This is a genomic window from Enterobacter sp. DNB-S2 (assembly GCF_019443845.1).
GTDB classification, from domain to species: Bacteria; Pseudomonadota; Gammaproteobacteria; order Enterobacterales; family Enterobacteriaceae; genus Enterobacter; species Enterobacter asburiae_B.
The window spans coordinates 2120744-2140338 of sequence record NZ_CP050520.1; the positions used below are offsets into that span (position 1 = coordinate 2120744).

The following is a 19595-nucleotide window of genomic DNA, read 5'->3' on the forward strand; positions in this document are numbered from 1 at the left end:
GGGCAGCGCGTGCCGCACAGTGAAGAACTGGACAACCGCGAAGTGCTGGCTGTCCATCAGCTCAATATTGCGTTTCAGGAAGAGCGGCAGTTCATCCCCGCAGTACAGAATTTATCGTTCACGCTCAGGCGCGGCGAGACGCTGGCGATTGTTGGCGAGTCCGGATCCGGTAAATCGGTCACCGCGCTGGCGCTGATGCGCCTGCTGGAACAGACGGGCGGGCAAATCAGCAGCGAGAAAATGCTCCTGCGCCGCCGTAACCGTCAGGTCATTGATTTAAATGAGCTGAGCGGTTCGCAGATGCAGGGCGTGCGCGGGGCGGATATTGCGATGATCTTCCAGGAGCCGATGACCTCCCTGAACCCGGTTTTCCCGGTCGGGGAACAAATCGCCGAGTCCATCCGCCTGCATCAGGGGCTGAGCGGCGATGAAGCGCTCAAAGAGGCCCGACGGATGCTGGAGCTGGTGCGCATTCCGGAGGCGCAGGCCATTCTGGGTCGCTACCCGCATCAGCTTTCCGGCGGCATGCGCCAGCGGGTGATGATTGCCATGGCGCTCTCCTGCCGTCCGGCGGTGCTGATTGCCGATGAACCGACGACGGCGCTGGACGTGACGATTCAGGCGCAGATCCTGCAGCTCATTAAAGTGCTGCAGCAGGAGATGGAGATGGGGGTGATATTCATCACCCATGATATGGGCGTAGTCGCCGATATCGCCGATCGGGTGCTGGTGATGCACAAGGGCAGCGCGGTGGAAACCGGCCCGGTTGAGCAGATTTTTCACGCGCCCGCGCATCCTTACACCAAAGCGCTGCTGGCGGCGGTTCCGCGCCTGGGGGCGATGAACGGCAGCGATTTGCCGCGCCGCTTCCCGCTGATTTCTCTTGAGGCGTCTGAGCTACAGGAGGAGGAGCGCGAGCAGGACACCGTGGTGCCGGGTAAGCCCATTCTGGAAGTGCGCGATCTGGTCACCCGTTTTCCGCTGCGCAGCGGCGTACTAAACCGCGTTAAGCGCGAAGTGCACGCGGTGGAAAACGTCAGTTTCGATCTTTGGCCGGGCGAAACGCTGGCGCTGGTGGGGGAGTCCGGCTGCGGTAAATCCACCACCGGGCGCGCGTTGCTCCGTCTGGTGGAATCACAGGAAGGCAGCATTACCTTTAACGGCGAGCGCATTGATACCCTTCCGGACAGCAAGCTGCAGGCGGTGCGGCGGGATATTCAGTTTATTTTCCAGGACCCGTATGCCTCCCTCGATCCGCGCCACACGGTGGGGTATTCGATCATGGAGCCGCTGCGGGTACATAACCTGCTCGACGGCGAAGCGGCCCAGCGTCGCGTGGCCTGGCTGCTGGAGCGCGTCGGCCTGAAGCCGGAGCACGCATGGCGTTATCCGCACGAGTTTTCCGGCGGGCAGCGGCAGCGTATCTGCATCGCCCGCGCGCTGGCGCTGAATCCAAAAGTGGTGATTGCCGATGAGTCCGTCTCGGCGCTGGATGTTTCTATCCGGGCGCAAATCATCAACCTGTTGCTGGATTTACAGCGGGATATGGGCATCGCCTTCCTGTTTATCTCGCACGATATGGCGGTGGTCGAGCGCATCAGCCATCGCGTGGCGGTGATGTTTATGGGGCAGATCGTGGAGATTGGGCCGCGAAGGGCGGTGTTTGAAAACCCGCAGCATCCGTACACCCGCAAGCTTATCGCGGCGGTCCCGGTTGCCGATCCGGCGCATCGTCACGGCCAGCGCGTGCTGCTGCAGGATGAAATGCCGAGCAATATTCATAAACGCGGCGAGGCCGTGGAGCGCGTGACGCTGCGCGAGGTCGGGCCGGGTCATTTCGTCGCTCCCCCGCGTCAGGACAACGCTTTTTCGCGGTTATAACTTACAACAGGCAGGAGAACACAATGGTTACATTTGTAGCGCGTAGATGGTTGTTAGCCGCGAGCGTGACGGCAGCCCTGGCCGCTGCCCCCGCGTTCGCTGCCAAAGACGTGGTGGTTGCCGTCGGCTCGAATTTCACCACGCTCGATCCGTATGACGCCAACGACACGCTCTCTCAGGCGGTGGCGAAATCGTTCTATCAGGGCCTGTTTGGCCTCGATAAAGAGATGAAGCTCAAAAACGTGCTGGCGGAGGGGTACACCGTGTCCGACGACGGGCTGGTGTATACCATCAAGCTCAGGACCGGCGTGAAGTTCCAGGACGGGACAGACTTCAATGCGGAGGCGGTGAAGGTTAACCTGGACCGCGCCAGCAATCCGGAAAATAGCCTCAAGCGCTATAACCTGTATAAAAATATCGCCAGCACCGAGGTGGTCGACCCGGCGACGGTCAAAATCACCCTGAAAGAGCCGTTCTCCGCGTTTATCAATATCCTGGCGCATCCGGCAACCGCGATGATTTCCCCTGCTGCGCTGAAGAAATACGGCAAGGAGATCGGTTTCCACCCTGTTGGCACCGGCCCTTACGAACTGCTCACCTGGAACCAGACCGATTTTGTGAAGGTGAAGAAATTCGCGGGATACTGGCAGCAGGGGCTGCCGAAGCTCGACACCATCACCTGGCGCCCGGTGGTGGACAACAACACCCGCGCGGCGATGCTGCAAACCGGCGAGGCGCAGTTTGCTTTCCCTATCCCTTACGAGCAGGCCGCCATTTTGCAGAAAAATAGCAAGCTGGAGCTGGTTGCCAGCCCGTCGATCATGCAGCGCTACATCAGCATGAACGTCACGCAAAAGCCGTTCGATAACCCGAAGGTGCGTGAAGCCATCAACTACGCCATTAACCGTCAGGCGCTGGTGAAGGTCGCCTTTGCCGGCTATGCCACTCCGGCCACCGGCGTGCTGCCGCCGGCGATCGCCTATGCGCAAAGCTATCAGCCGTGGCCGTACGATCCGGCTAAAGCGCGCGAGCTGCTGAAAGAGGCGGGCTTCCCGAACGGTTTCAGCACCACGCTGTGGTCCTCGCATAATCACAGTACCGCCCAGAAGGTGCTGCAGTTTACCCAGCAGCAGCTGGCGCAGGTGGGGATCAAGGTACAGGTCACCGCAATGGATGCCGGACAGCGTGCGGCAGAAGTGGAGGGGAAAGGGCAGAAAGAGAGCGGCGTGCGGATGTTCTACACCGGCTGGACGGCGTCGACCGGTGAAGCCGACTGGGCGCTGTCGCCGCTGTTTGCCTCGCAGAACTGGCCGCCAACCCTGTTCAACACCGCGTTTTACAGCAACCCGCAGGTGGACAAAGACCTGGCCGATGCACTGAAAACCACCAAACCGGAAGAGAAGGCGCGTCTCTATAAAGACGCGCAGGATATTATCTGGAAAGAGTCACCGTGGGTGCCGCTGGTGGTGGAGAAACTGGTGTCAGCCCATAACAAAGCGTTGACCGGGTTCTACATCATGCCGGACACGGGCTTTAGCTTTGACGATGCGGATTTAAAATAAACCTCATGCTGAATTATGTTTGTAAACGCCTGCTGGGGCTTATTCCGACGCTGCTGATTGTGGCGGTCCTGGTGTTTCTGTTTGTCCATATGCTGCCGGGCGATCCGGCGCGTCTGGTCGCCGGGCCTGAGGCGGATGCCACCGTTATTGACCTGGTGCGTAAGCAGCTTGGCCTCGACCAGCCGCTGTATATGCAGTTCATCCATTACATTTGCAACGTTCTGCAGGGCGATTTTGGTATCTCGATGGTGTCGCGCCGTCCGGTGTCGGAGGAGATTGCCAGCCGCTTTATGCCGACGTTCTGGTTAACGATAGCCAGCATGAGCTGGGCGGTCGTGTTCGGGCTTGGCGCCGGGATTATCGCGGCCGTCTGGCGCAACCGCTGGCCGGACAAGCTCGGCATGGCGCTGGCGGTGACCGGCATCTCCTTCCCGGCGTTCGCGCTGGGGATGCTGCTGATGCATATCTTCTCCGTCGAACTGGGCTGGCTGCCGACCGTCGGGGCCGATACCTGGAAGCATTACATCCTGCCTTCCATGACGCTGGGGGCTGCCGTCTCGGCGGTAATGGCCCGCTTTACCCGCGCCTCGTTCGTTGACGTGCTGAGCGAAGATTATATTCGCACCGCGCGGGCGAAAGGGGTCAGCGAGAAGTGGGTCATTCTCAAGCACGGATTCCGCAATGCGATGATCCCGGTGGTGACGATGATGGGGCTGCAGTTTGGCTTCCTGCTCGGCGGCTCGATCGTCGTGGAAAAGGTCTTCAACTGGCCGGGGCTGGGACGCCTGCTGGTCGATTCCGTCGAGATGCGCGACTACCCGGTGATTCAGGCGGAAGTCCTGCTTTTCTCACTGGAGTTTATTCTTATCAACTTAGTGGTGGACGTGCTCTACGCCGCCATTAACCCGGCCATCAGGTACAAGTAAGATGCGATTGTTGAACTGGCGACGTCAGGCCGTTTTAAACGCGATGCCGGGGCTAAAACCGGACCACGTCCGCACCCCGTGGTCTGAATTCTGGCGGCGTTTTCGCCGTCAGCCGGTCGCGATGACCGCAGGGCTGTTTGTGCTGCTGCTGATTGCGGTGGCGGTGATTGCGCCGTGGGTGGCGCCGTTTGATGCGGAAAACTATTTTGACTACGACCGTCTGAACGACGGACCGTCGATGCTGCACTGGTTCGGCGTGGACTCACTCGGGCGCGATATCTTTAGCCGCGTGCTGGTCGGGGCGCAGATCTCGCTTGCCGCCGGGGTGTTCGCGGTGCTGATCGGCGCGGCCATCGGTACCGTGCTGGGCCTCGTTGCCGGGTATTACGAAGGCTGGTGGGACCGCATCATCATGCGTATCTGCGACGTGCTGTTTGCTTTCCCCGGCATTTTGCTGGCGATTGCGGTGGTAGCGATCATGGGCAGCGGCATGGCGAACGTCATCATTGCGGTCGCGGTATTTTCGATTCCGGCTTTCGCGCGCCTGGTGCGCGGCAACACGCTGGTGCTGAAACAGCAGACGTTTATCGAATCAGCCCGCAGCATGGGGGCCAGCGATGCCACCATCCTGTTCAGCCATATTCTGCCGGGTACGGTGTCGTCCATCGTGGTCTATTTCACCATGCGTATCGGCGTGTCGATTATCTCGGCGGCGAGCCTGTCGTTTCTGGGGTTAGGGGCGCAGCCACCGACGCCGGAGTGGGGCGCGATGCTGAACGAGGCGAGGGCGGATATGGTGATTGCGCCGCACGTGGCGATCTTCCCGAGTCTGGCAATTTTCCTGACCGTGCTGGCGTTTAACCTGCTGGGGGACGGGCTGCGCGACGCGCTGGATCCGAGGATTAAGGGGTAGGCTTTTGCTTGCCCCTCACCCCGGCCCTCTCCCCAAAGGGGCGAGGGTGAAAAACCGCACCCAGCAGTCCCCTCTCCCCAGTGGGGAGAGGGTTAGGGTGAGGGGGAAAGGAGATTAAACCCGGCTACCCCACAGGTCATACTCGTCCGCGTTTTCAACCTTCACGCGAATAATATCACCCGGCTTAACGCTGGTTTCGCCGTTCAGGTACACCGCGCCGTCGATTTCCGGGGCGTCCGCCATGCTGCGGCCAATCGCGCCTTCTTCGTCCACTTCGTCAACGATGACCATGATCTCGCGGCCCACTTTTTCCTGCAGACGCTCGGCAGAGATCTGCTGCTGCAGCTGCATGAAGCGGTTCCAGCGCTCTTCTTTCACCTCTTCCGGCACCTGGTCCGCCAGCTCGTTGGCGGTAGCGCCTTCAACCGGGCTGTACTTGAAGCAGCCTACGCGGTCCAGACGGGCTTCTTTCAGGAAGTCGAGCAGCATCTGGAAGTCTTCTTCGGTTTCACCCGGGAAGCCGACGATGAAGGTGGATCGCAGGGTCAGATCCGGGCAGATCTCGCGCCACTGCTTGATGCGCGCCAGCTGGCGATCAACGGATCCAGGACGCTTCATCAGCTTCAGGATGCGCGGGCTGGCGTGCTGCAGCGGGATATCTAGGTACGGCAGAATTTTGCCTTCCGCCATCAGCGGGATCACGTCGTCAACGTGCGGATACGGATAGACGTAGTGCAGACGCGTCCAGATACCGAGTTTAGACAGCTGTTCGCACAGGCCGACCATGCTGGTTTTCACCGGCTCGCCGTTGTGGAAACCGGAGCGGTGTTTAACGTCCACGCCGTAAGCCGAGGTGTCCTGGGAGATGACCAGCAGCTCCTTCACGCCCGCGTCGGCCAGACGTTTAGCTTCCGCCAGCACTTCGCCAATCGGACGGCTCACCAGATCGCCGCGCATGGACGGGATGATGCAGAAGGTGCAGCGATGGTTGCAGCCTTCGGAAATTTTTAAGTAAGCGTAGTGGCGCGGCGTCAGCTTCACGCCCTGCTCTGGCACCAGGCTCAGGAACGGGTTGTGCTTTGGTTTTGGCACGTAGTGATGAACATGTTCCAGCACCTGCTCGTAGCTGTGCGGGCCGGTGATCTCCAGCACCTTCGGGTGCACTTCGCGGATCTGGTCTTCTTTCGCGCCCAGACAGCCGGTAACAATCACTTTGCCGTTTTCCGTCAGGGCCTCACCGATGGCTTCCAGTGATTCCTGAACCGCGCTGTCGATAAATCCGCAGGTGTTCACGATCACCATATCGGCGTTGTCGTAGCTTGGCACCACGTCATAGCCCTCGGTGCGCAGTTCGGTCAGGATGCGTTCGGAATCCACCAGGTTTTTCGGGCAGCCCAGGGAGACGAAGCCGATTTTCGGCTGGTGCGTAACATTGCTCATAGGTTAAAAATTCATCAATTATGGAGTTATCAGGGCGGGATTTTACAGCGTATCGCGGGGGATTTATACACTCTTTGCAAGGCGGATGCGCCGGGCAGACGTTGTAACATTGTAAATAATGTTAATCAGTTAATAAAAATTGATCCCAGGCATTAAACTGTACAAAAAATATACTTATCCTGACTATGCACAATGGCTGACAGAGGAGGAAAGAGCATGACCGTTGACAGACTAAAACGCGATCTGCTTAACAAGCTGATCAACGCCCGAATCGACCTGGCCGCGTACCTGCAGTTGAGGAAGGCAAAAGGGTATATGTCAGTCAGCGAAAGCGAACATCTGCGTGATAACCTGTTTGAACTTTGCAATTTCATGCGTGAAAAAGCACCGACCCTGAAGGCGAAATACGGCGAAAGTGAGCTGATCGCCCTGCGCCGCGCCGCTGAGGTACTTTCCATCGCTGGGGTATGTTTGATGAACGGACGCCACGACTGCCCGAATTTTATCGCTGTTAACGCGGAGAAGCTTGAAAACTGCCTGACCACGCTCTCTCTATGCATCATGTGCCTGAACGAGCACGAGAAGCTTGAACAGCACTGACCCAGGGGGAGGCAACTCCCCCTTCTGATTAAGCTTTTGTAAAAGTGGTAACGCGCCCGGATGCAGTGGCTAACCTTTATGCCATATGCCGATAAAGGAGCGCGTTATGCCTCGATCCTCGCTAATTTCCCTGCCTGCGCTGTTCATTCCGTTTTCGCTTCTTGCTGCCCCAGAGGCAGTCAAGGTCGAGGTGCTGCAAAACAAACTCGATCATCCCTGGTCTCTGGCGTTTCTGCCGGACAATAAAGGCCTGCTGGTGACCCTGAAGGGCGGTCAGCTCAAACGCTGGCAGGCCGGAAAAGGGCTGTCCGATCCGATTGTCGGCGTGCCGAAGGTCTGGGCAAACGGTCAGGGAGGATTGCTGGACGTGGTCCTCGCCCCGGATTTTAAAAAATCACGCCGCATCTGGCTGAGCTTCGCCGAAGCCGGGAGTGACGGCAAGGCCGGAACGGCGGTGGGCTATGGCCGACTGAGTGACGATCTGACGCGCATTGAAGCCTTCCAGGTGGTGTTCCGCCAGATGCCGAAACTCTCCACCGGGAACCATTTTGGTGGGCGACTGGTATTCGACGGCAAAGGCTCGCTCTTTATCGGACTCGGCGAGAATAACCAGCGTCCGACGGCGCAGGATCTGGATAAATTGCAGGGTAAATTGGTGCGCCTCACCGAAGACGGAAAAGTGCCGCTGGATAACCCGTTTGTGAATACCCCCGGCGCGCGACCCGAAATCTGGTCTTACGGCATTCGCAACCCGCAGGGGATGGCGATGAATCCCTGGAGCGACGCGCTGTGGCTGAACGAGCACGGTCCGCGCGGCGGGGATGAGATCAACATCCCGGAGAAAGGAAAGAACTACGGCTGGCCGCTGGCGACGCACGGCATTAACTACAGCGGTCTGAAAATTCCGGAAGCCAAAGGCGAGCACGTTGAGGGAACCGAAAAACCGCTGTTCGTCTGGAAAGTGTCGCCTGCCGTGAGCGGTATGGCGTTTTACAACAGCGACGTCTTCCCGCAGTGGAAAAACAAGCTGTTTATCGGCGCGCTGAAGGAAAAGGACGTTATCGTGCTGAGCGTGGACGGCAATAAGGTGACGGAGGACGGGCGAATTCTCGGCGACCGGGATAAACGTATTCGCGATGTGCGGGTGGGGCCGGACGGCTATTTATACGTTCTGACCGACGAGACGGACGGGCAGCTGTTAAAAGTCAGCCCGTCCGGTGCGTAATCAGGTGACCGGGATCATTACCACGTTGCGGTACGCCGGGCGATCGCTCAGCTGTTTTAGCCAGCGCTCAAGGTGAGGGCGCGGCGTCCACTTCAGGCCGAGGTTGGTCAGGTTCCAGACGAACGGCGCCACGGCAATATCGCCCACGCCGAACGCCTCACCGGAGAACCAGGCGTGCTTCGCCAGTTCGTCATCCATCATCGCAAACAGGTTTTCACACGCATCCTGAGCGGCATGAATGGCAGGATAGTCGCGCTCGGCTTCAGGGGTTCTGACTAACCCCATCAGGATCACGCGGTGGGTTGGCGATAGCGTCTGATTCGCCCAGTCCATCCACTTTTCACCCTGGGCGCGACGGGCCGGGCTTTCCACCCACAGGCGGCCCTGACCGTACTGGGCGGCAAGGTAACGGACAATGGTGTTGGATTCCCAAAGCGTCGCGTCGGTTTCATCATCGCGCAGCAGCGGCACCAGGCCGTTCGGGTTCATGGCCAGATAGTCGGCCTCTTTGTTCACGCCGAACGACATGCCGGCCATGATTTGATTGAACGGTAAATCCAGCTCCTCGAGCGTCCAGAGCACTTTCTTAACGTTGGTCGAGTTGTTCCTGCCCCATAGCGTAATCATATTTACTCCTGATGAGATGTGAATCCGGGTCAGCTTTCGCCATGGTGAGATAAACCTAACAATTACGCAACAGAAGACAAAAAAATCGTCTGAATCAAAGCGTATCTGAATGTTATTGCATAAACTTTAATAACTTTACCCTCGTTGGGTTTCTTTAACCGTTTTAGTGCGCTATTACTCATCGCTTCTTGCGACACGGTGATGTGACGTAATTTTTGAATGGACACTCGGGTGGCATTTATGACGCGTAAAATGACTTCTCTGCGCAGCCTTGCGACAGGCTCTGCGCTCCTTTTCCTGTTTGCACCAACGCTCTACGCAGCTGAACAGGCTGCGCCCGAAGCGCCGCCTGTGGATGCGCGCGCCTGGATCCTGATGGACTACTCCAGCGGTAAAGTGTTGGCGGAAGGCAACGCGGATGAGAAACTCGATCCGGCAAGCCTGACCAAAATCATGACCAGCTATGTGGTCGGCCAGGCGTTGAAAGCGGGCAAGATCAAGCTGGACGATATGGTCACCATCGGGAAAGATGCCTGGGCGACCGGCAACCCGGCGCTGCGGGGCTCTTCGGTGATGTTCCTGAAGCCTGGGGATCAGGTCTCTGTTTCCGATCTGAACAAAGGGGTAATTATTCAGTCGGGAAATGATGCGTGCATCGCGCTGGCCGATTACGTTGCCGGCAGCCAGGATTCATTCATTGGCTTGATGAATGGCTACGCGCAGAAACTGGGCTTAACCAACACCACGTTCAAAACGGTTCACGGTCTGGATTCGCCGGGACAGTTCAGTACCGCGCGCGACATGGCGCTGCTGGGGAAAGCGCTGATCCACGACGTGCCGGATGAATACGCAATCCATAAAGAGAAAGAGTTTACCTTCAATAAAATCCGCCAGCCGAACCGCAACCGCCTGCTGTGGAGCAGCAATGTTAACGTGGACGGAATGAAAACCGGCACTACGGCGGGCGCGGGCTATAACCTGGTGGCCTCCGCGACCCAGGGCGACATGCGCCTGATTTCGGTGGTGCTGGGCACCAAAACCGACCGTATTCGCTTTAATGAGTCAGAAAAACTACTGACCTGGGGCTTCCGCTTCTATGAAACCGTGACGCCGATTAAACCGGATGCCACGTTCGTCAGCCAGCGCGTCTGGTTTGGCGACAAGAGTGAAGTCAATCTCGGGGCGGGTGAAGGCGGCTCGGTGACCATTCCGCGCGGTCAGCTGAAAAATCTGAAGGCCAGCTTTACCCTGACCGACCCGCAGCTCACGGCTCCGCTGAAAAAAGGCCAGGTGGTCGGGACGATTGATTTCCAGCTAAACGGTAAGTCGATTGAACAGCGTCCGCTGATTGTAATGGAAGCGGTGGAAGAGGGCGGCTTCTTCAGCCGGATGTGGGATTTCGTGATGATGAAATTCCACGGGTGGTTTGGCAGCTGGTTTAGCTAAACCTGATGGATTTTCTCCCTCTCCCTGTGGGAGAGGGGCGGGGTGTGGGCATCAGACCGCACCCCCTTAATACATTAACTTCACCTGCTGCGCCTTCGCGTGGGCCACGATCTCGTCGTCCGGGCGGCAGTCGCTGACGATGGCGTCAAACTGCGCCAGCTCACCCATTCTTGCCGAACGCACCTTGCCAAACTTGCTGTGATCGACCACCAGCACATGATACTGGGCCGCGCTTAACGCCCAGTGTTTCACCGGCAGCTCTTCCAGGTTAAAGCAGGTCGCACCCTGACGCACGTTGACGCCTGCGGCGGAATAAAACGCGATATCCGGGCAGAGATTGCTGAGCGTGTCCTGCAGGTTGAGCGGCTTAAAGATGGCGTTGCTGGCGTGAAACTCGCCGCCGCAGAGGATCACCCGGCACTCCGGTTTCTCCTGAAGCGCCAGAAAGGTGTTCAGGGAGTAGCACACGGCGGTAAAAGGGATGCTGCTGTCGATGGCTTCGATAATCCACGGCGTGGTGGTTCCGCAGTCAAAAAACAGCGTCTGGTGCGGCTGTACCAGTGAGGCCGCAAGCCGGGCGGCTTTGCGTTTCTCTTCCACCAGGCGCGTCTTCTGGTCGCTGATCAGATAATGGCTGGCGCTACGCGGCTCAAGCACAATATACCCGCCGAGCAGCACGACGGGCGCGCTTTCGCTGTTCAGATCCCGACGAATGGTCATCTCTGAGACGCCGAGGAGGTTGGCGGCTTCCTTAAGATGCAGCTTATCGCTGCGCTTCAGCGCCTGTAGCAGCTGAGCAATGCGGTCATCGCGACGTGTTTCCATAGTTCCTCGGGATAAAAAAGTGAACCCCCGCAGGGCGGGGGCTCAAGTGTAACCTGTCAGGTTGGGGTTAGTCACGTATCCAGCCTTTGCGGATCGGGATAGCGAAAATGGCGCGATAAAGCGAAGACAGCGTGCGGTAAAGCGCTTCACCGAAGAGGCTCCACAGGATAGCCGCGCTCACGCAGCCAATCAGCCCCACCAGGAAACCGCCCACCATATCCAGCGGCCAGTGAACGCCCAGGTAAACGCGAGACCAGGCGATAGCCAGGGCCGCCACCATCAGGACCGCACCGGACCACAGGCGATGCCAGAACAGGAAAGCCAGCGCGAAGGTAAAGATCACCGTTCCGTGATCGCTCGGGAACGAGTCATCCGGCGCGTGGTGCAGGAAGGTATAGCCGACATGATCGACAAAAGGACGATCGTGCGGGAAGGCGTGACCCAGAATGTAGCTCAGCAGTACGCTTACCCCGAGCGCCATCGCGACTTTAATCACCAGCTGGCGCTGCGCCTTCACCTGGCTGCGGGGACCCCACAGCCAGAGAATCGCAGCCAGTGCAGGCACGATGCTGATCAGATCTTTTGCCAGAAAGGTGGCAAAATCGATCGTCCACTCAGGCGAGGCTGGCGTGGCGTTGATCAGATAAAACAGCTGATAATTCAGATTCTCTAACATAGCGTTATCACTCTTTAGCAAACCGGATGGAAATAAGTCCGTAGACCACCACCTGGGAAAACCAGACCCACCACCCGGCCCACAGGTTGTGAGAGAAAAAATGCGCCCCGCGCATGACCTGGCCGTAGCCCATCGCCAGACCTAACACCACGCCCAGCGCGACGAAGCACCAGGCGAGACGCGGACGCTCGCGCCAGAAGGCAAAAAACAGCCCCATCACCATAAAGCCGCTGGATGCATGACCGCCGGGAAAACAGCGCCCCGGACCGCTGTCAGCAGGGACGGCGCTGAACAGGGGATAAGACATAGCCTTACCGCCATATTCCACCAGATCCCACGGGCAGCTGTGATGGCTCACGCTTTTCAGCACGCCTACCACCAGCGCGCCAACGCCCATCAGTAGCGCCGCCGTCACCAGCCTTGCGTTGCGCTTGTAGGCGCCGTAAAACAGCGCTACGGCACCTAAGCCGATGGCGATGTACTTCGCCAGGCGGTGGTTCAGCAGATCCAGCAGGTGGTCCTTCTGCAGCGGAAAGCTCTGCGTTGCCGCGTCATACCAAAAGCCGGTGATCCATCTGTCGAGCGCTTCACTGCGCGATAGCCACGTAAAGACCACGGCAAGGGCAATCAGTACGAAAAGCTGATAACCATAAAAGCGGGTCGGCAAGCGGTAAAGTCGTTTTGTCTTATTTGTCTGTAAGTTAGACAATTCTGAACGGCTGGAGGTGAGTGCCATAATTTGGGATCGTTGACGAGTAATCGCGCTATCATAAAAGTGTCAACTTAAGGAAACCTTAAACGAAGACGATATGTGCTTTATTTCTGTTTATCCTCGATAAATCACTATCTCGGGCTGCGGCATTTCATTAAACTCGTCGCGATTTTGTCATTATAAAGAGATTGCATGTTAAACCGTTCTTCTTCTGGTTCACGTCTGGGTCGTCAGGCGTTGCTTTTCCCTCTGTGTCTGGTGCTCTACGAATTCTCTACCTATATCGGCAACGATATGATCCAGCCCGGTATGCTGGCCGTTGTGGCGCAGTACAACGCGGGTATTGAGTGGGTGCCGACCTCCATGACCGCCTATCTGGCCGGCGGCATGTTTTTACAGTGGCTGTTAGGCCCGCTGTCGGATCGTATTGGCCGTCGTCCGGTGATGCTGACGGGCGTGGTGTGGTTTATCGTCACCTGTCTCGCCACGCTGCTGGCGCAAAACATTGAACAATTTACCCTGCTGCGCTTCCTGCAGGGGGTGAGCCTGTGCTTTATCGGCGCCGTGGGGTATGCCGCCATTCAGGAGTCGTTTGAAGAGGCGGTGTGTATCAAAATTACCGCGCTGATGGCGAACGTGGCGCTGATCGCCCCCTTACTCGGGCCGCTGGTGGGTGCCGCGTGGGTGCACGTTGCGCCGTGGGAAGGGATGTTTGTGCTCTTTGCGCTTCTCGCCGCCTTCGCGTTCTTTGGCCTGCACCGGGCGATGCCGGAAACGGCCACCCGCATCGGCGAGAAACTCTCGCTGAAAGAGCTGGGTCGGGATTATAAAGAAGTGCTGAAGAACGGCCGCTTTGTGGCGGGCGCGCTGGCGACCGGGTTCGTTAGCCTGCCGCTGCTGGCGTGGATCGCGCAGTCGCCGGTCATTATCATCAGCGGTGAAAAGCTCAGCAGCTACGAGTATGGCCTGCTGCAGGTGCCGATCTTTGGCGCGCTGATTATCGGGAACCTGGTGCTGGCACGCCTGACGTCACGCCGCACCGTGCGTTCACTGATTATCATGGGCGGCTGGCCGATTGCGGCAGGGCTGATTCTGGCTGCAGTGGCGACCGTCGCGTCATCCCACGCCTACCTGTGGATGACGGCGGGGCTCAGCCTCTATGCCTTCGGAATTGGCGTGGCCAACGCCGGGCTGGTACGCCTGACGCTGTTTGCCAGCGAGATGAGTAAAGGCACGGTGTCAGCGGCGATGGGAATGCTGCAGATGCTGATTTTTACCGTCGGTATTGAAGTGAGCAAGCATGCCTACGCGATGGGCGGCAACGGGCTGTTCAGCCTGTTTAACCTCGCCAACGGCGCGCTGTGGGTTGGCCTGATGGTGGTGTTCCTGAAAGATAAACGCGTCGGGAACGCCCTGCAACCATAATCTTTTTTCCCTCTCCCCTTTGGGGAGAGGGCTAGGGTGGGGGGCGAGGGCACCAGACCGCACGCTGTCAATTAAACGGTGCCTCCCCGTTCAACACCTTCTCAATCACGTTTAAAACGCCTTCATCGTTATTGTGCGGCGCTTCAAAACGCGCGGCCGCTTTAATATGCGGTCTGGCATTCGCCATCGCAAAGCTGAACCCGGACTGGCGCAGCATCTCCACGTCGTTGCCGCTGTCGCCGAAGGCCACCACTTCGCTATCGTCAATGCTCCAGCGCTTTTGCAGGATCCGCAGGCCGTTAGCTTTATGCACGCCGGGGATAATCAGGTCGATACTGCCGTGACCGGTGGTGACGGGCACCATGATGTCGCTCAGCTTTTCATGCAGCAGCGCCTGAATTCGCGGAATTTCATCATCAGAGACGTTAAGCCCGAACTTGAAGAAAATATCGTTCAGGTTATCGAAATCGCTGACCATTTCGAGGCGGTGGTAATACTTCGCCGCGATATCCTTAAAGCCCTCGTCATAGCATTTCAGCGTGTACGCGCTGCTTTTCCCGCAGGCGATAATCTCAATGCCCGGAACCTCGTTTAGCACGTTCGCGACGGTCTCGAAATGGGCTTTCGACAGTTCGCCGTTAAAGACATCTTCACCTTCGCTCACGACCCAGCCGCCGTTTTCGGCGACGAACGCAATCTCATGCGCAATCTCCGGGAAAAAGGAGATCAGCTGGTAATACTGGTTGCCGCTGGCGACCACGAAGCGGATTCCTTGCGCCTTCATGCGGGCGTACTGCGCCAGAAAGCGCGGCCGATTATAGGTCTTGGCATCGCTCAGAAAAGTACCATCCATGTCGACGGCGATCAGTTTAACGCTCATATCCCTTCTCCAGTGTCGTTTGATTCGTTTCCGGCTTTGCCACCGCACGCGCCACCAGCGCGGCGATGATGACCAACCCTAACACCACCAGCATGGCGCTGCGCAGCCCGTAGTGCTCGCCGAGGAAGCCGAGCAGCGGCGGCCCGACCAGGAAGGCGAGATAGCCCGTGGTTGCCACCACGCTGACGCGCGTTGGCGCATCCGGGCCGGTGTCGCTGGCGGCGGAAATGGTCAGCGGGAAGCCAAGTGATGCCCCCAGTCCCCAGAGGATCACGGAAACGCCCGCAATCCAGTCCACGTCCACAAAGATGATGATCGCGATACCCAGGCCGCCGAGCAGGGCGCTGGCGCGCACCACCGCCACGCGGCTGTAGCGGTCGATAAACCAGCCGCCGGTGAAGCGCCCGACGGTCATCCCCAACGTAAACCCGGCATAAATCAGCGAGCCGGAGGTCGGGCTAAAGCCGTGACCGTCCACCATCAGCAGCGGCAGCCAGTCGTTGGCGGAACCTTCCGCGAACGCCATCGCCAGCACCACCACGCCGATCAGCATCAGCTGGAAGTCGCGGTAGAAGGGCAGCCCTTTTTCGGCCGAGTGATGTTCGTCAGCGGAGTTTTTACCGGTGCCGTCCGGGATGGCCCGGATACCGGTCAGGATCGGAATGATGCACACCAGCGCCGCCAGCAGGATATGCAGATTCGCGCTTACGCCGGTGGCCGTCAGCGCCATCCCCACGCCCGCACCGGCCAGCGTGCCGAGGCTGTAAAAACCGTGCATCATCGGCAGCACGGTTTTATTCATCTCACGTTCGACCGCCGCCCCTTCCACGTTGATGGCAACTTCCGCCGAACCGAAGCTGCCGCCAAATACCGTCAGGCCCAGGGCGAACAGCACCGGCGAGGCACACCACAGCGCCACGCTTAATATGCCCATCCCGAACACGGCAAAGCACATGGTGGTGCGGATCACCGCTCGCGTACCAAAGCGCTTTACCAGCCACGCGGAGCAGAGGATGCCGCTCATGGAGCCTATCGACAGGCCGAACAGCACGATGCCCATCTCGGCGGTAGAAACGGACAAAATATCGCGAATGGCGGGGGTGCGCGTGGCCCAGGAGGCCATCAGCAGGCCGGGAATAAAGAAGAACATAAACAGCGCCCACAGGCGTCGCTGCAGGGCTTTACGGGGAGAGGTCTGCGTCATTGGGGTAGCACCAGAAGTACAACAATAGCGACAACACTAGCAAGTTTGTGTACATTTGTACACAAACCACGTGAGGAATTTATGAGCAGACCACCGAACGATCCGCATCGCCGGGAGAAGATCCTGCAGGCAACGCTCGATACCATTGCCGAGCACGGCATTCACGCCGTCACGCACCGTAAAATCGCCACCTGCGCGGGCGTGCCGCTGGGGTCGATGACCTACTATTTCGACGGCATGGAGCCGCTGCTGGAGGAGGCCTTCACGTGGTTTACCCGACAGATGTCGCAGCAGTACCGGGATTTCTTCGCCGGCGTCACCGGGCCGGAAATGGCGTGCGAATCCATCACCACCCTGATCCACAGCTCGCAGGTGACCACGCCGCACAACATGGCGCTGATGTATCAGCTCTACGCCTTTATGCACCGCAGCGCGGCGCTCAAAACGGTGATGCAGGACTGGATGAAAATGAGCCAGACCACGCTGGAGCAGTGGTTCGACCCGGTTACCACCCGCGCCCTGGACGCGTTTATCGAAGGGATGACGCTGCACTATGTCACCGACCGGGCGCCGTTAACCCGGGAGGAGATCCGGGCGATGGTGGGGAGAATTGCGGGCGAGGGCGGCCGCTAGGTTGCGCCCGCGGTCATATTGACGCTGGTTCCCGTCATAGCGCCTGCCGCATCTGAGGCCAGAAACGTAATCGTGTCTGCCACCTGTGCCAGCGTCGGCAGGCGACGCGTCAGGGTGCTTTGCGCGGCACCGCTGAGAAACTGCTCAACCGTAATCCCCATCGTCTGCGCCCTGGCGGCGAAAATGGCTCCCACATACGAACCCGCCTGCACCGCGTCTGCTATCGCGTGCGAACGCACGCACAGCACGCGAATATTTTGTGTCCCCAGCTCCGCCGCCAGCGCCCGGGTCAAGGCTTCCGTTCCCGCGCAGCCGACGATATGCCCGAGGTGGCCCGCGATCGTCATGTTCGCGGCAGGCGCGACGACGGTAATAATGACTCCACCATGCTCGCCGCCCATGCGGGGCGACACGGCTTTCGCAATGTTAAAGTAGGCAGCCAGGAAGGGATCAAAACCCTGCCTGAACTCATCGAGCGTTAACGCCTCAAGGCGTTTGCCCTGATCGTGCATAAAGCCCGTGGCGTTGACGACGATATCAATGCGGGCAAGGTCGGGGAGCAGCGAGGACTCCTCGAGCGCATCGAAAACAAACGTGCTGGCAGAACCGCCCGCGGCGCGAATGCTGCTGGCGACCTGCTCCAGCCTGGCGTGGTCGCGTGCGGCGAGGTACACATCCGCCCCTTCACGCGCCAGAGCGTGCGCCACTGAACTGCCGATGGCGCCGCTGCCGCCGAAGATGACGGCGGTTTTGTTCCTAAAGCCCATACCTGCATACCCTCACCAGGATTAACCCTCAGAAGTATGTGCCGGGTTTCGGCTGATGCAACTCGGCCGGTGGGTGAGTTATGCGGCTGGAAGGCCTTACTGCGCCATTATCAATGAGTTACTTTGGCGAGATTTTTTTGCCGCTGGCGTCCACGACCGCTTCGCCATCCTCTTTCGTAAACGCCCCTTTCTGCGCATCCGGCAGGATGTCGAGGACGACTTCAGACGGGCGGCACAGGCGGGTACCCAGCGGCGTCACCACGATCGGACGGTTAATCAGGATCGGGTGCTGCAGCATAAAATCAATAAGCTGGTCGTCGGTGAACTTATCGTCGGCAAGGCCGAGCTGTTCATAGGGCTCCACGTTTTTACGCAGCAGATCCCGCACTGAAATGCCCATCTCGGCAATCAGGGTGGTCAGCTTATCGCGCGACGGCGGGGTTTCCAGATAAAGGATAATCTCTGGCTCCGTGCCGCTGTTGCGGATCATCTCCAGCGTGTTGCGCGAGGTTCCGCAGGCCGGGTTGTGATAAATGGTGATGTGGCTCATATCAGTGGCTCATTACAGTGTGAAGGAGAGACGTAGCGCCAGCGCGGCGAGCGTCACAAACAGGACCGGCAGCGTCATAACGATGCCCGTCCGGAAATAGTAGCCCCAGGTGATCGTCATGTTTTTCTGCGCCAGCACGTGGAGCCAGAGCAGGGTAGCGAGGCTGCCGATAGGCGTGATTTTCGGCCCCAGATCGCAGCCAATCACGTTGGCGTAAATCATCGCTTCTTTGATCAAACCTGTCGCCGTACTGCCCTCGATGGAGAGCGCGCCAATCAGCACGGTGGGCATATTGTTCATTATGGATGACAGAAACGCGGTGATGAACCCGGTTCCCAGCGTGGTGGCCCACAGCCCGTGTCCGGCCAGGCTATCCAGTACGCCTGTGAGAGAGTCCGTCAGCCCGGCATTGCGCAGGCCATACACCACCAGATACATCCCCAGCGAAAAGATAACGATCTGCCACGGCGCGCCGCGCAGCACTTTTCCGGTGTTTATCGCATGTCCGCGTTTTGCGACAGCGAATAAAATCAGCGCGCCGACGGTCGCGATGGCGCTCACCGGAATGCCGAGAGGTTCAAGCACAAAGAAACCGACGAGCAGAAGGAGCAGGACGATCCAGCCCGTTCTGAACGTCGGGAGGTCGTGAATGGCCCGCGCGGGCTCGCGGAGTTTTGCCAGGTCATATTCCGGGGGGATTTCCTTGCGAAAGAACAGATGCAGCATCACCAGCGTTGCGGCAATCGCGGCGATATCTACCGGGACCATCACCGAGGCGTATTCTCTGAACCCCAGCTTAAAAAAGTCTGCCGACACGATGTTGACCAGGTTAGACACAATCAGCGGCAGGCTGGCGGTATCGGCGATGAAGCCCGCCGCCATCACAAACGCCAGCGTGGCCTGCTTGCTGAACCCCAGCGCCAGAAGCATGGCGATGACGATAGGGGTCAGGATCAGCGCCGCACCGTCATTGGCAAACAGCGCCGCCACGGCTGCGCCCAGCAGCACGATATACGTAAACAGCAATCGCCCGCGACCGTTCCCCCAGCGGGCGACGTGCAGCGCCGCCCACTCGAAAAAGCCGGACTCATCCAGCAGCAGGCTGATGATGATGACGGCAATGAACGTTACCGTGGCGTTCCAGACGATATTCCACACGACCGGAATATCGTTAATGTGAATCACGCCGCTGGCCAGCGCCAGTACGGCGCCGATAGTCGCGCTCCAGCCGATACTGAGCCCTTTGGGCTGCCAGATGACCAGTACCAGCGTAAACAGAAAAATAGCCCCTGCCAGAAACATC

General features: G+C 58.7%; 19 protein-coding genes. 9 read left to right on the forward strand and 10 right to left on the reverse strand.

Translation table 11 applies throughout. The features are described 5' to 3' along the window. The first annotated feature begins 9 nt into the window (after positions 1–9). Genes gsiA through gsiD form a run of 4 tightly spaced genes read left to right on the forward strand, consistent with a single transcriptional unit; the run spans position 10 to position 5282 of the window. Positions 10–1881 (forward strand): glutathione ABC transporter ATP-binding protein GsiA, encoded by a 1872-nt coding sequence (gene gsiA, locus HB664_RS10020; protein WP_087822233.1) that lies wholly within the window; start codon positions 10–12, stop codon positions 1879–1881. A 23-nt stretch (positions 1882–1904) separates the two neighbouring features. Next, on the forward strand, positions 1905–3443 hold the full coding sequence (gene gsiB, locus HB664_RS10025) for a glutathione ABC transporter substrate-binding protein GsiB (RefSeq protein ID WP_033145024.1): 1539 nt from the start codon (positions 1905–1907) through the stop codon (positions 3441–3443). Positions 3444–3448: 5 nt separating this feature from the next. Then, on the forward strand, positions 3449–4369 hold the full coding sequence (gene gsiC / locus HB664_RS10030) for a glutathione ABC transporter permease GsiC (RefSeq protein WP_219940741.1): 921 nt from the start codon (positions 3449–3451) through the stop codon (positions 4367–4369). A 1-nt stretch (position 4370) separates the two neighbouring features. Beyond that, positions 4371–5282: a glutathione ABC transporter permease GsiD gene (gsiD, locus tag HB664_RS10035; RefSeq protein WP_024908682.1), complete on the forward strand. Its 912-nt coding sequence runs from the start codon at positions 4371–4373 to the stop codon at positions 5280–5282. A gap of 114 nt (positions 5283–5396) precedes the next feature. Here gsiD and rimO read toward each other — a convergent pair whose 3' ends face one another. Continuing rightward, on the reverse strand, positions 5397–6722 hold the full coding sequence (gene rimO / locus HB664_RS10040) for a 30S ribosomal protein S12 methylthiotransferase RimO (RefSeq protein WP_058841665.1): 1326 nt from the start codon (positions 6720–6722) through the stop codon (positions 5397–5399). 216 nt (positions 6723–6938) lie between these two features. Here rimO and bssR point away from each other — a divergent pair, with 216 nt between their 5' ends. Both bssR and HB664_RS10050 read left to right on the forward strand, forming a co-directional pair. Further along, positions 6939–7322 (forward strand): biofilm formation regulator BssR, encoded by a 384-nt coding sequence (bssR, locus tag HB664_RS10045; RefSeq protein WP_023310914.1) that lies wholly within the window; start codon positions 6939–6941, stop codon positions 7320–7322. Between the two features lie 106 nt (positions 7323–7428). Further along, on the forward strand, positions 7429–8547 hold the full coding sequence (locus tag HB664_RS10050) for a PQQ-dependent sugar dehydrogenase (RefSeq protein WP_219940742.1): 1119 nt from the start codon (positions 7429–7431) through the stop codon (positions 8545–8547). Here the strand turns inward: HB664_RS10050 and HB664_RS10055 are convergent, their stop codons facing one another. Further along, entirely contained in the window at positions 8548–9174 is a 627-nt protein-coding gene (locus HB664_RS10055) for a glutathione S-transferase family protein (RefSeq protein WP_039261465.1), read from the reverse strand. Between the two features lie 240 nt (positions 9175–9414). Here HB664_RS10055 and dacC point away from each other — a divergent pair, with 240 nt between their 5' ends. Continuing rightward, positions 9415–10620 carry a serine-type D-Ala-D-Ala carboxypeptidase gene (gene dacC / locus HB664_RS10060; protein ID WP_047061880.1) on the forward strand — a complete coding sequence of 402 codons (1206 nt, stop codon included), beginning with the start codon at positions 9415–9417 and terminating at the stop codon, positions 10618–10620. 66 nt (positions 10621–10686) lie between these two features. Here the strand turns inward: dacC and deoR are convergent, their stop codons facing one another. From deoR to HB664_RS10075, 3 genes are all read right to left on the reverse strand, one after another. Then, positions 10687–11445, reverse strand: a complete 759-nt coding sequence (gene deoR / locus HB664_RS10065) for a DNA-binding transcriptional repressor DeoR (protein WP_008503427.1) — start codon at positions 11443–11445, stop codon at positions 10687–10689. 67 nt (positions 11446–11512) lie between these two features. Further along, positions 11513–12121 carry an undecaprenyl-diphosphate phosphatase gene (ybjG, locus tag HB664_RS10070; protein ID WP_029739928.1) on the reverse strand — a complete coding sequence of 203 codons (609 nt, stop codon included), beginning with the start codon at positions 12119–12121 and terminating at the stop codon, positions 11513–11515. Positions 12122–12128: 7 nt separating this feature from the next. Then, positions 12129–12857, reverse strand: coding sequence for a phosphatase PAP2 family protein (locus HB664_RS10075; protein ID WP_058841660.1), 729 nt, complete (start codon positions 12855–12857; stop codon positions 12129–12131). Positions 12858–13025: 168 nt separating this feature from the next. Here HB664_RS10075 and HB664_RS10080 point away from each other — a divergent pair, with 168 nt between their 5' ends. After that, on the forward strand, positions 13026–14258 hold the full coding sequence (locus HB664_RS10080; protein ID WP_032661345.1) for an MFS transporter: 1233 nt from the start codon (positions 13026–13028) through the stop codon (positions 14256–14258). 67 nt (positions 14259–14325) lie between these two features. Here HB664_RS10080 and HB664_RS10085 read toward each other — a convergent pair whose 3' ends face one another. Together HB664_RS10085 and HB664_RS10090 are read right to left on the reverse strand one after the other, a co-directional pair. Further along, complete coding sequence (locus HB664_RS10085) at positions 14326–15138, reverse strand: Cof-type HAD-IIB family hydrolase (protein WP_219940743.1); 813 nt, start codon at positions 15136–15138, stop codon at positions 14326–14328. Further along, complete coding sequence (locus tag HB664_RS10090; protein WP_219940744.1) at positions 15128–16342, reverse strand: MFS transporter; 1215 nt, start codon at positions 16340–16342, stop codon at positions 15128–15130. The genes HB664_RS10085 and HB664_RS10090 overlap by 11 nt, the downstream gene beginning before the upstream one ends. 81 nt (positions 16343–16423) lie before the next feature. Between HB664_RS10090 and HB664_RS10095 the strand changes: the two genes are divergently transcribed. Then, entirely contained in the window at positions 16424–16975 is a 552-nt protein-coding gene (locus tag HB664_RS10095) for a TetR/AcrR family transcriptional regulator (protein ID WP_033145035.1), read from the forward strand. Here the strand turns inward: HB664_RS10095 and HB664_RS10100 are convergent. The 3 genes from HB664_RS10100 to HB664_RS10110 form a co-directional block, all read right to left on the reverse strand. Next, complete coding sequence (locus HB664_RS10100) at positions 16972–17742, reverse strand: SDR family NAD(P)-dependent oxidoreductase (RefSeq protein WP_219940745.1); 771 nt, start codon at positions 17740–17742, stop codon at positions 16972–16974. The genes HB664_RS10095 and HB664_RS10100 overlap by 4 nt on opposite strands. A 118-nt stretch (positions 17743–17860) precedes the next feature. Continuing rightward, positions 17861–18292 carry a glutaredoxin-dependent arsenate reductase gene (gene arsC, locus HB664_RS10105; RefSeq protein ID WP_058842143.1) on the reverse strand — a complete coding sequence of 144 codons (432 nt, stop codon included), beginning with the start codon at positions 18290–18292 and terminating at the stop codon, positions 17861–17863. 12 nt (positions 18293–18304) lie between these two features. Further along, complete coding sequence (locus HB664_RS10110) at positions 18305–19594, reverse strand: arsenic transporter (RefSeq protein WP_094934328.1); 1290 nt, start codon at positions 19592–19594, stop codon at positions 18305–18307. Position 19595: the final 1 nt, after the last annotated feature.

Coding starts and splice junctions, on each gene's coding strand:
- gsiB (WP_033145024.1), top strand. CDS start 1,905: ATGGTTACATTTGTAGCGCGTAGATGGTTGTTAGCCGCGAGCGTGACG.
- gsiC (WP_219940741.1), top strand. CDS start 3,449: ATGCTGAATTATGTTTGTAAACGCCTGCTGGGGCTTATTCCGACGCTG.
- gsiD (WP_024908682.1), top strand. CDS start 4,371: ATGCGATTGTTGAACTGGCGACGTCAGGCCGTTTTAAACGCGATGCCG.
- rimO (WP_058841665.1), bottom strand. CDS start 6,722: ATGAGCAATGTTACGCACCAGCCGAAAATCGGCTTCGTCTCCCTGGGC.
- bssR (WP_023310914.1), top strand. CDS start 6,939: ATGACCGTTGACAGACTAAAACGCGATCTGCTTAACAAGCTGATCAAC.
- HB664_RS10050 (WP_219940742.1), top strand. CDS start 7,429: ATGCCTCGATCCTCGCTAATTTCCCTGCCTGCGCTGTTCATTCCGTTT.
- HB664_RS10055 (WP_039261465.1), bottom strand. CDS start 9,174: ATGATTACGCTATGGGGCAGGAACAACTCGACCAACGTTAAGAAAGTG.
- dacC (WP_047061880.1), top strand. CDS start 9,415: ATGACGCGTAAAATGACTTCTCTGCGCAGCCTTGCGACAGGCTCTGCG.
- deoR (WP_008503427.1), bottom strand. CDS start 11,445: ATGGAAACACGTCGCGATGACCGCATTGCTCAGCTGCTACAGGCGCTG.
- ybjG (WP_029739928.1), bottom strand. CDS start 12,121: ATGTTAGAGAATCTGAATTATCAGCTGTTTTATCTGATCAACGCCACG.
- HB664_RS10075 (WP_058841660.1), bottom strand. CDS start 12,857: ATGGCACTCACCTCCAGCCGTTCAGAATTGTCTAACTTACAGACAAAT.
- HB664_RS10080 (WP_032661345.1), top strand. CDS start 13,026: ATGTTAAACCGTTCTTCTTCTGGTTCACGTCTGGGTCGTCAGGCGTTG.
- HB664_RS10085 (WP_219940743.1), bottom strand. CDS start 15,138: ATGAGCGTTAAACTGATCGCCGTCGACATGGATGGTACTTTTCTGAGC.
- HB664_RS10090 (WP_219940744.1), bottom strand. CDS start 16,342: ATGACGCAGACCTCTCCCCGTAAAGCCCTGCAGCGACGCCTGTGGGCG.
- HB664_RS10095 (WP_033145035.1), top strand. CDS start 16,424: ATGAGCAGACCACCGAACGATCCGCATCGCCGGGAGAAGATCCTGCAG.
- HB664_RS10100 (WP_219940745.1), bottom strand. CDS start 17,742: ATGGGCTTTAGGAACAAAACCGCCGTCATCTTCGGCGGCAGCGGCGCC.
- arsC (WP_058842143.1), bottom strand. CDS start 18,292: ATGAGCCACATCACCATTTATCACAACCCGGCCTGCGGAACCTCGCGC.
- HB664_RS10110 (WP_094934328.1), bottom strand. CDS start 19,594: ATGTTTCTGGCAGGGGCTATTTTTCTGTTTACGCTGGTACTGGTCATC.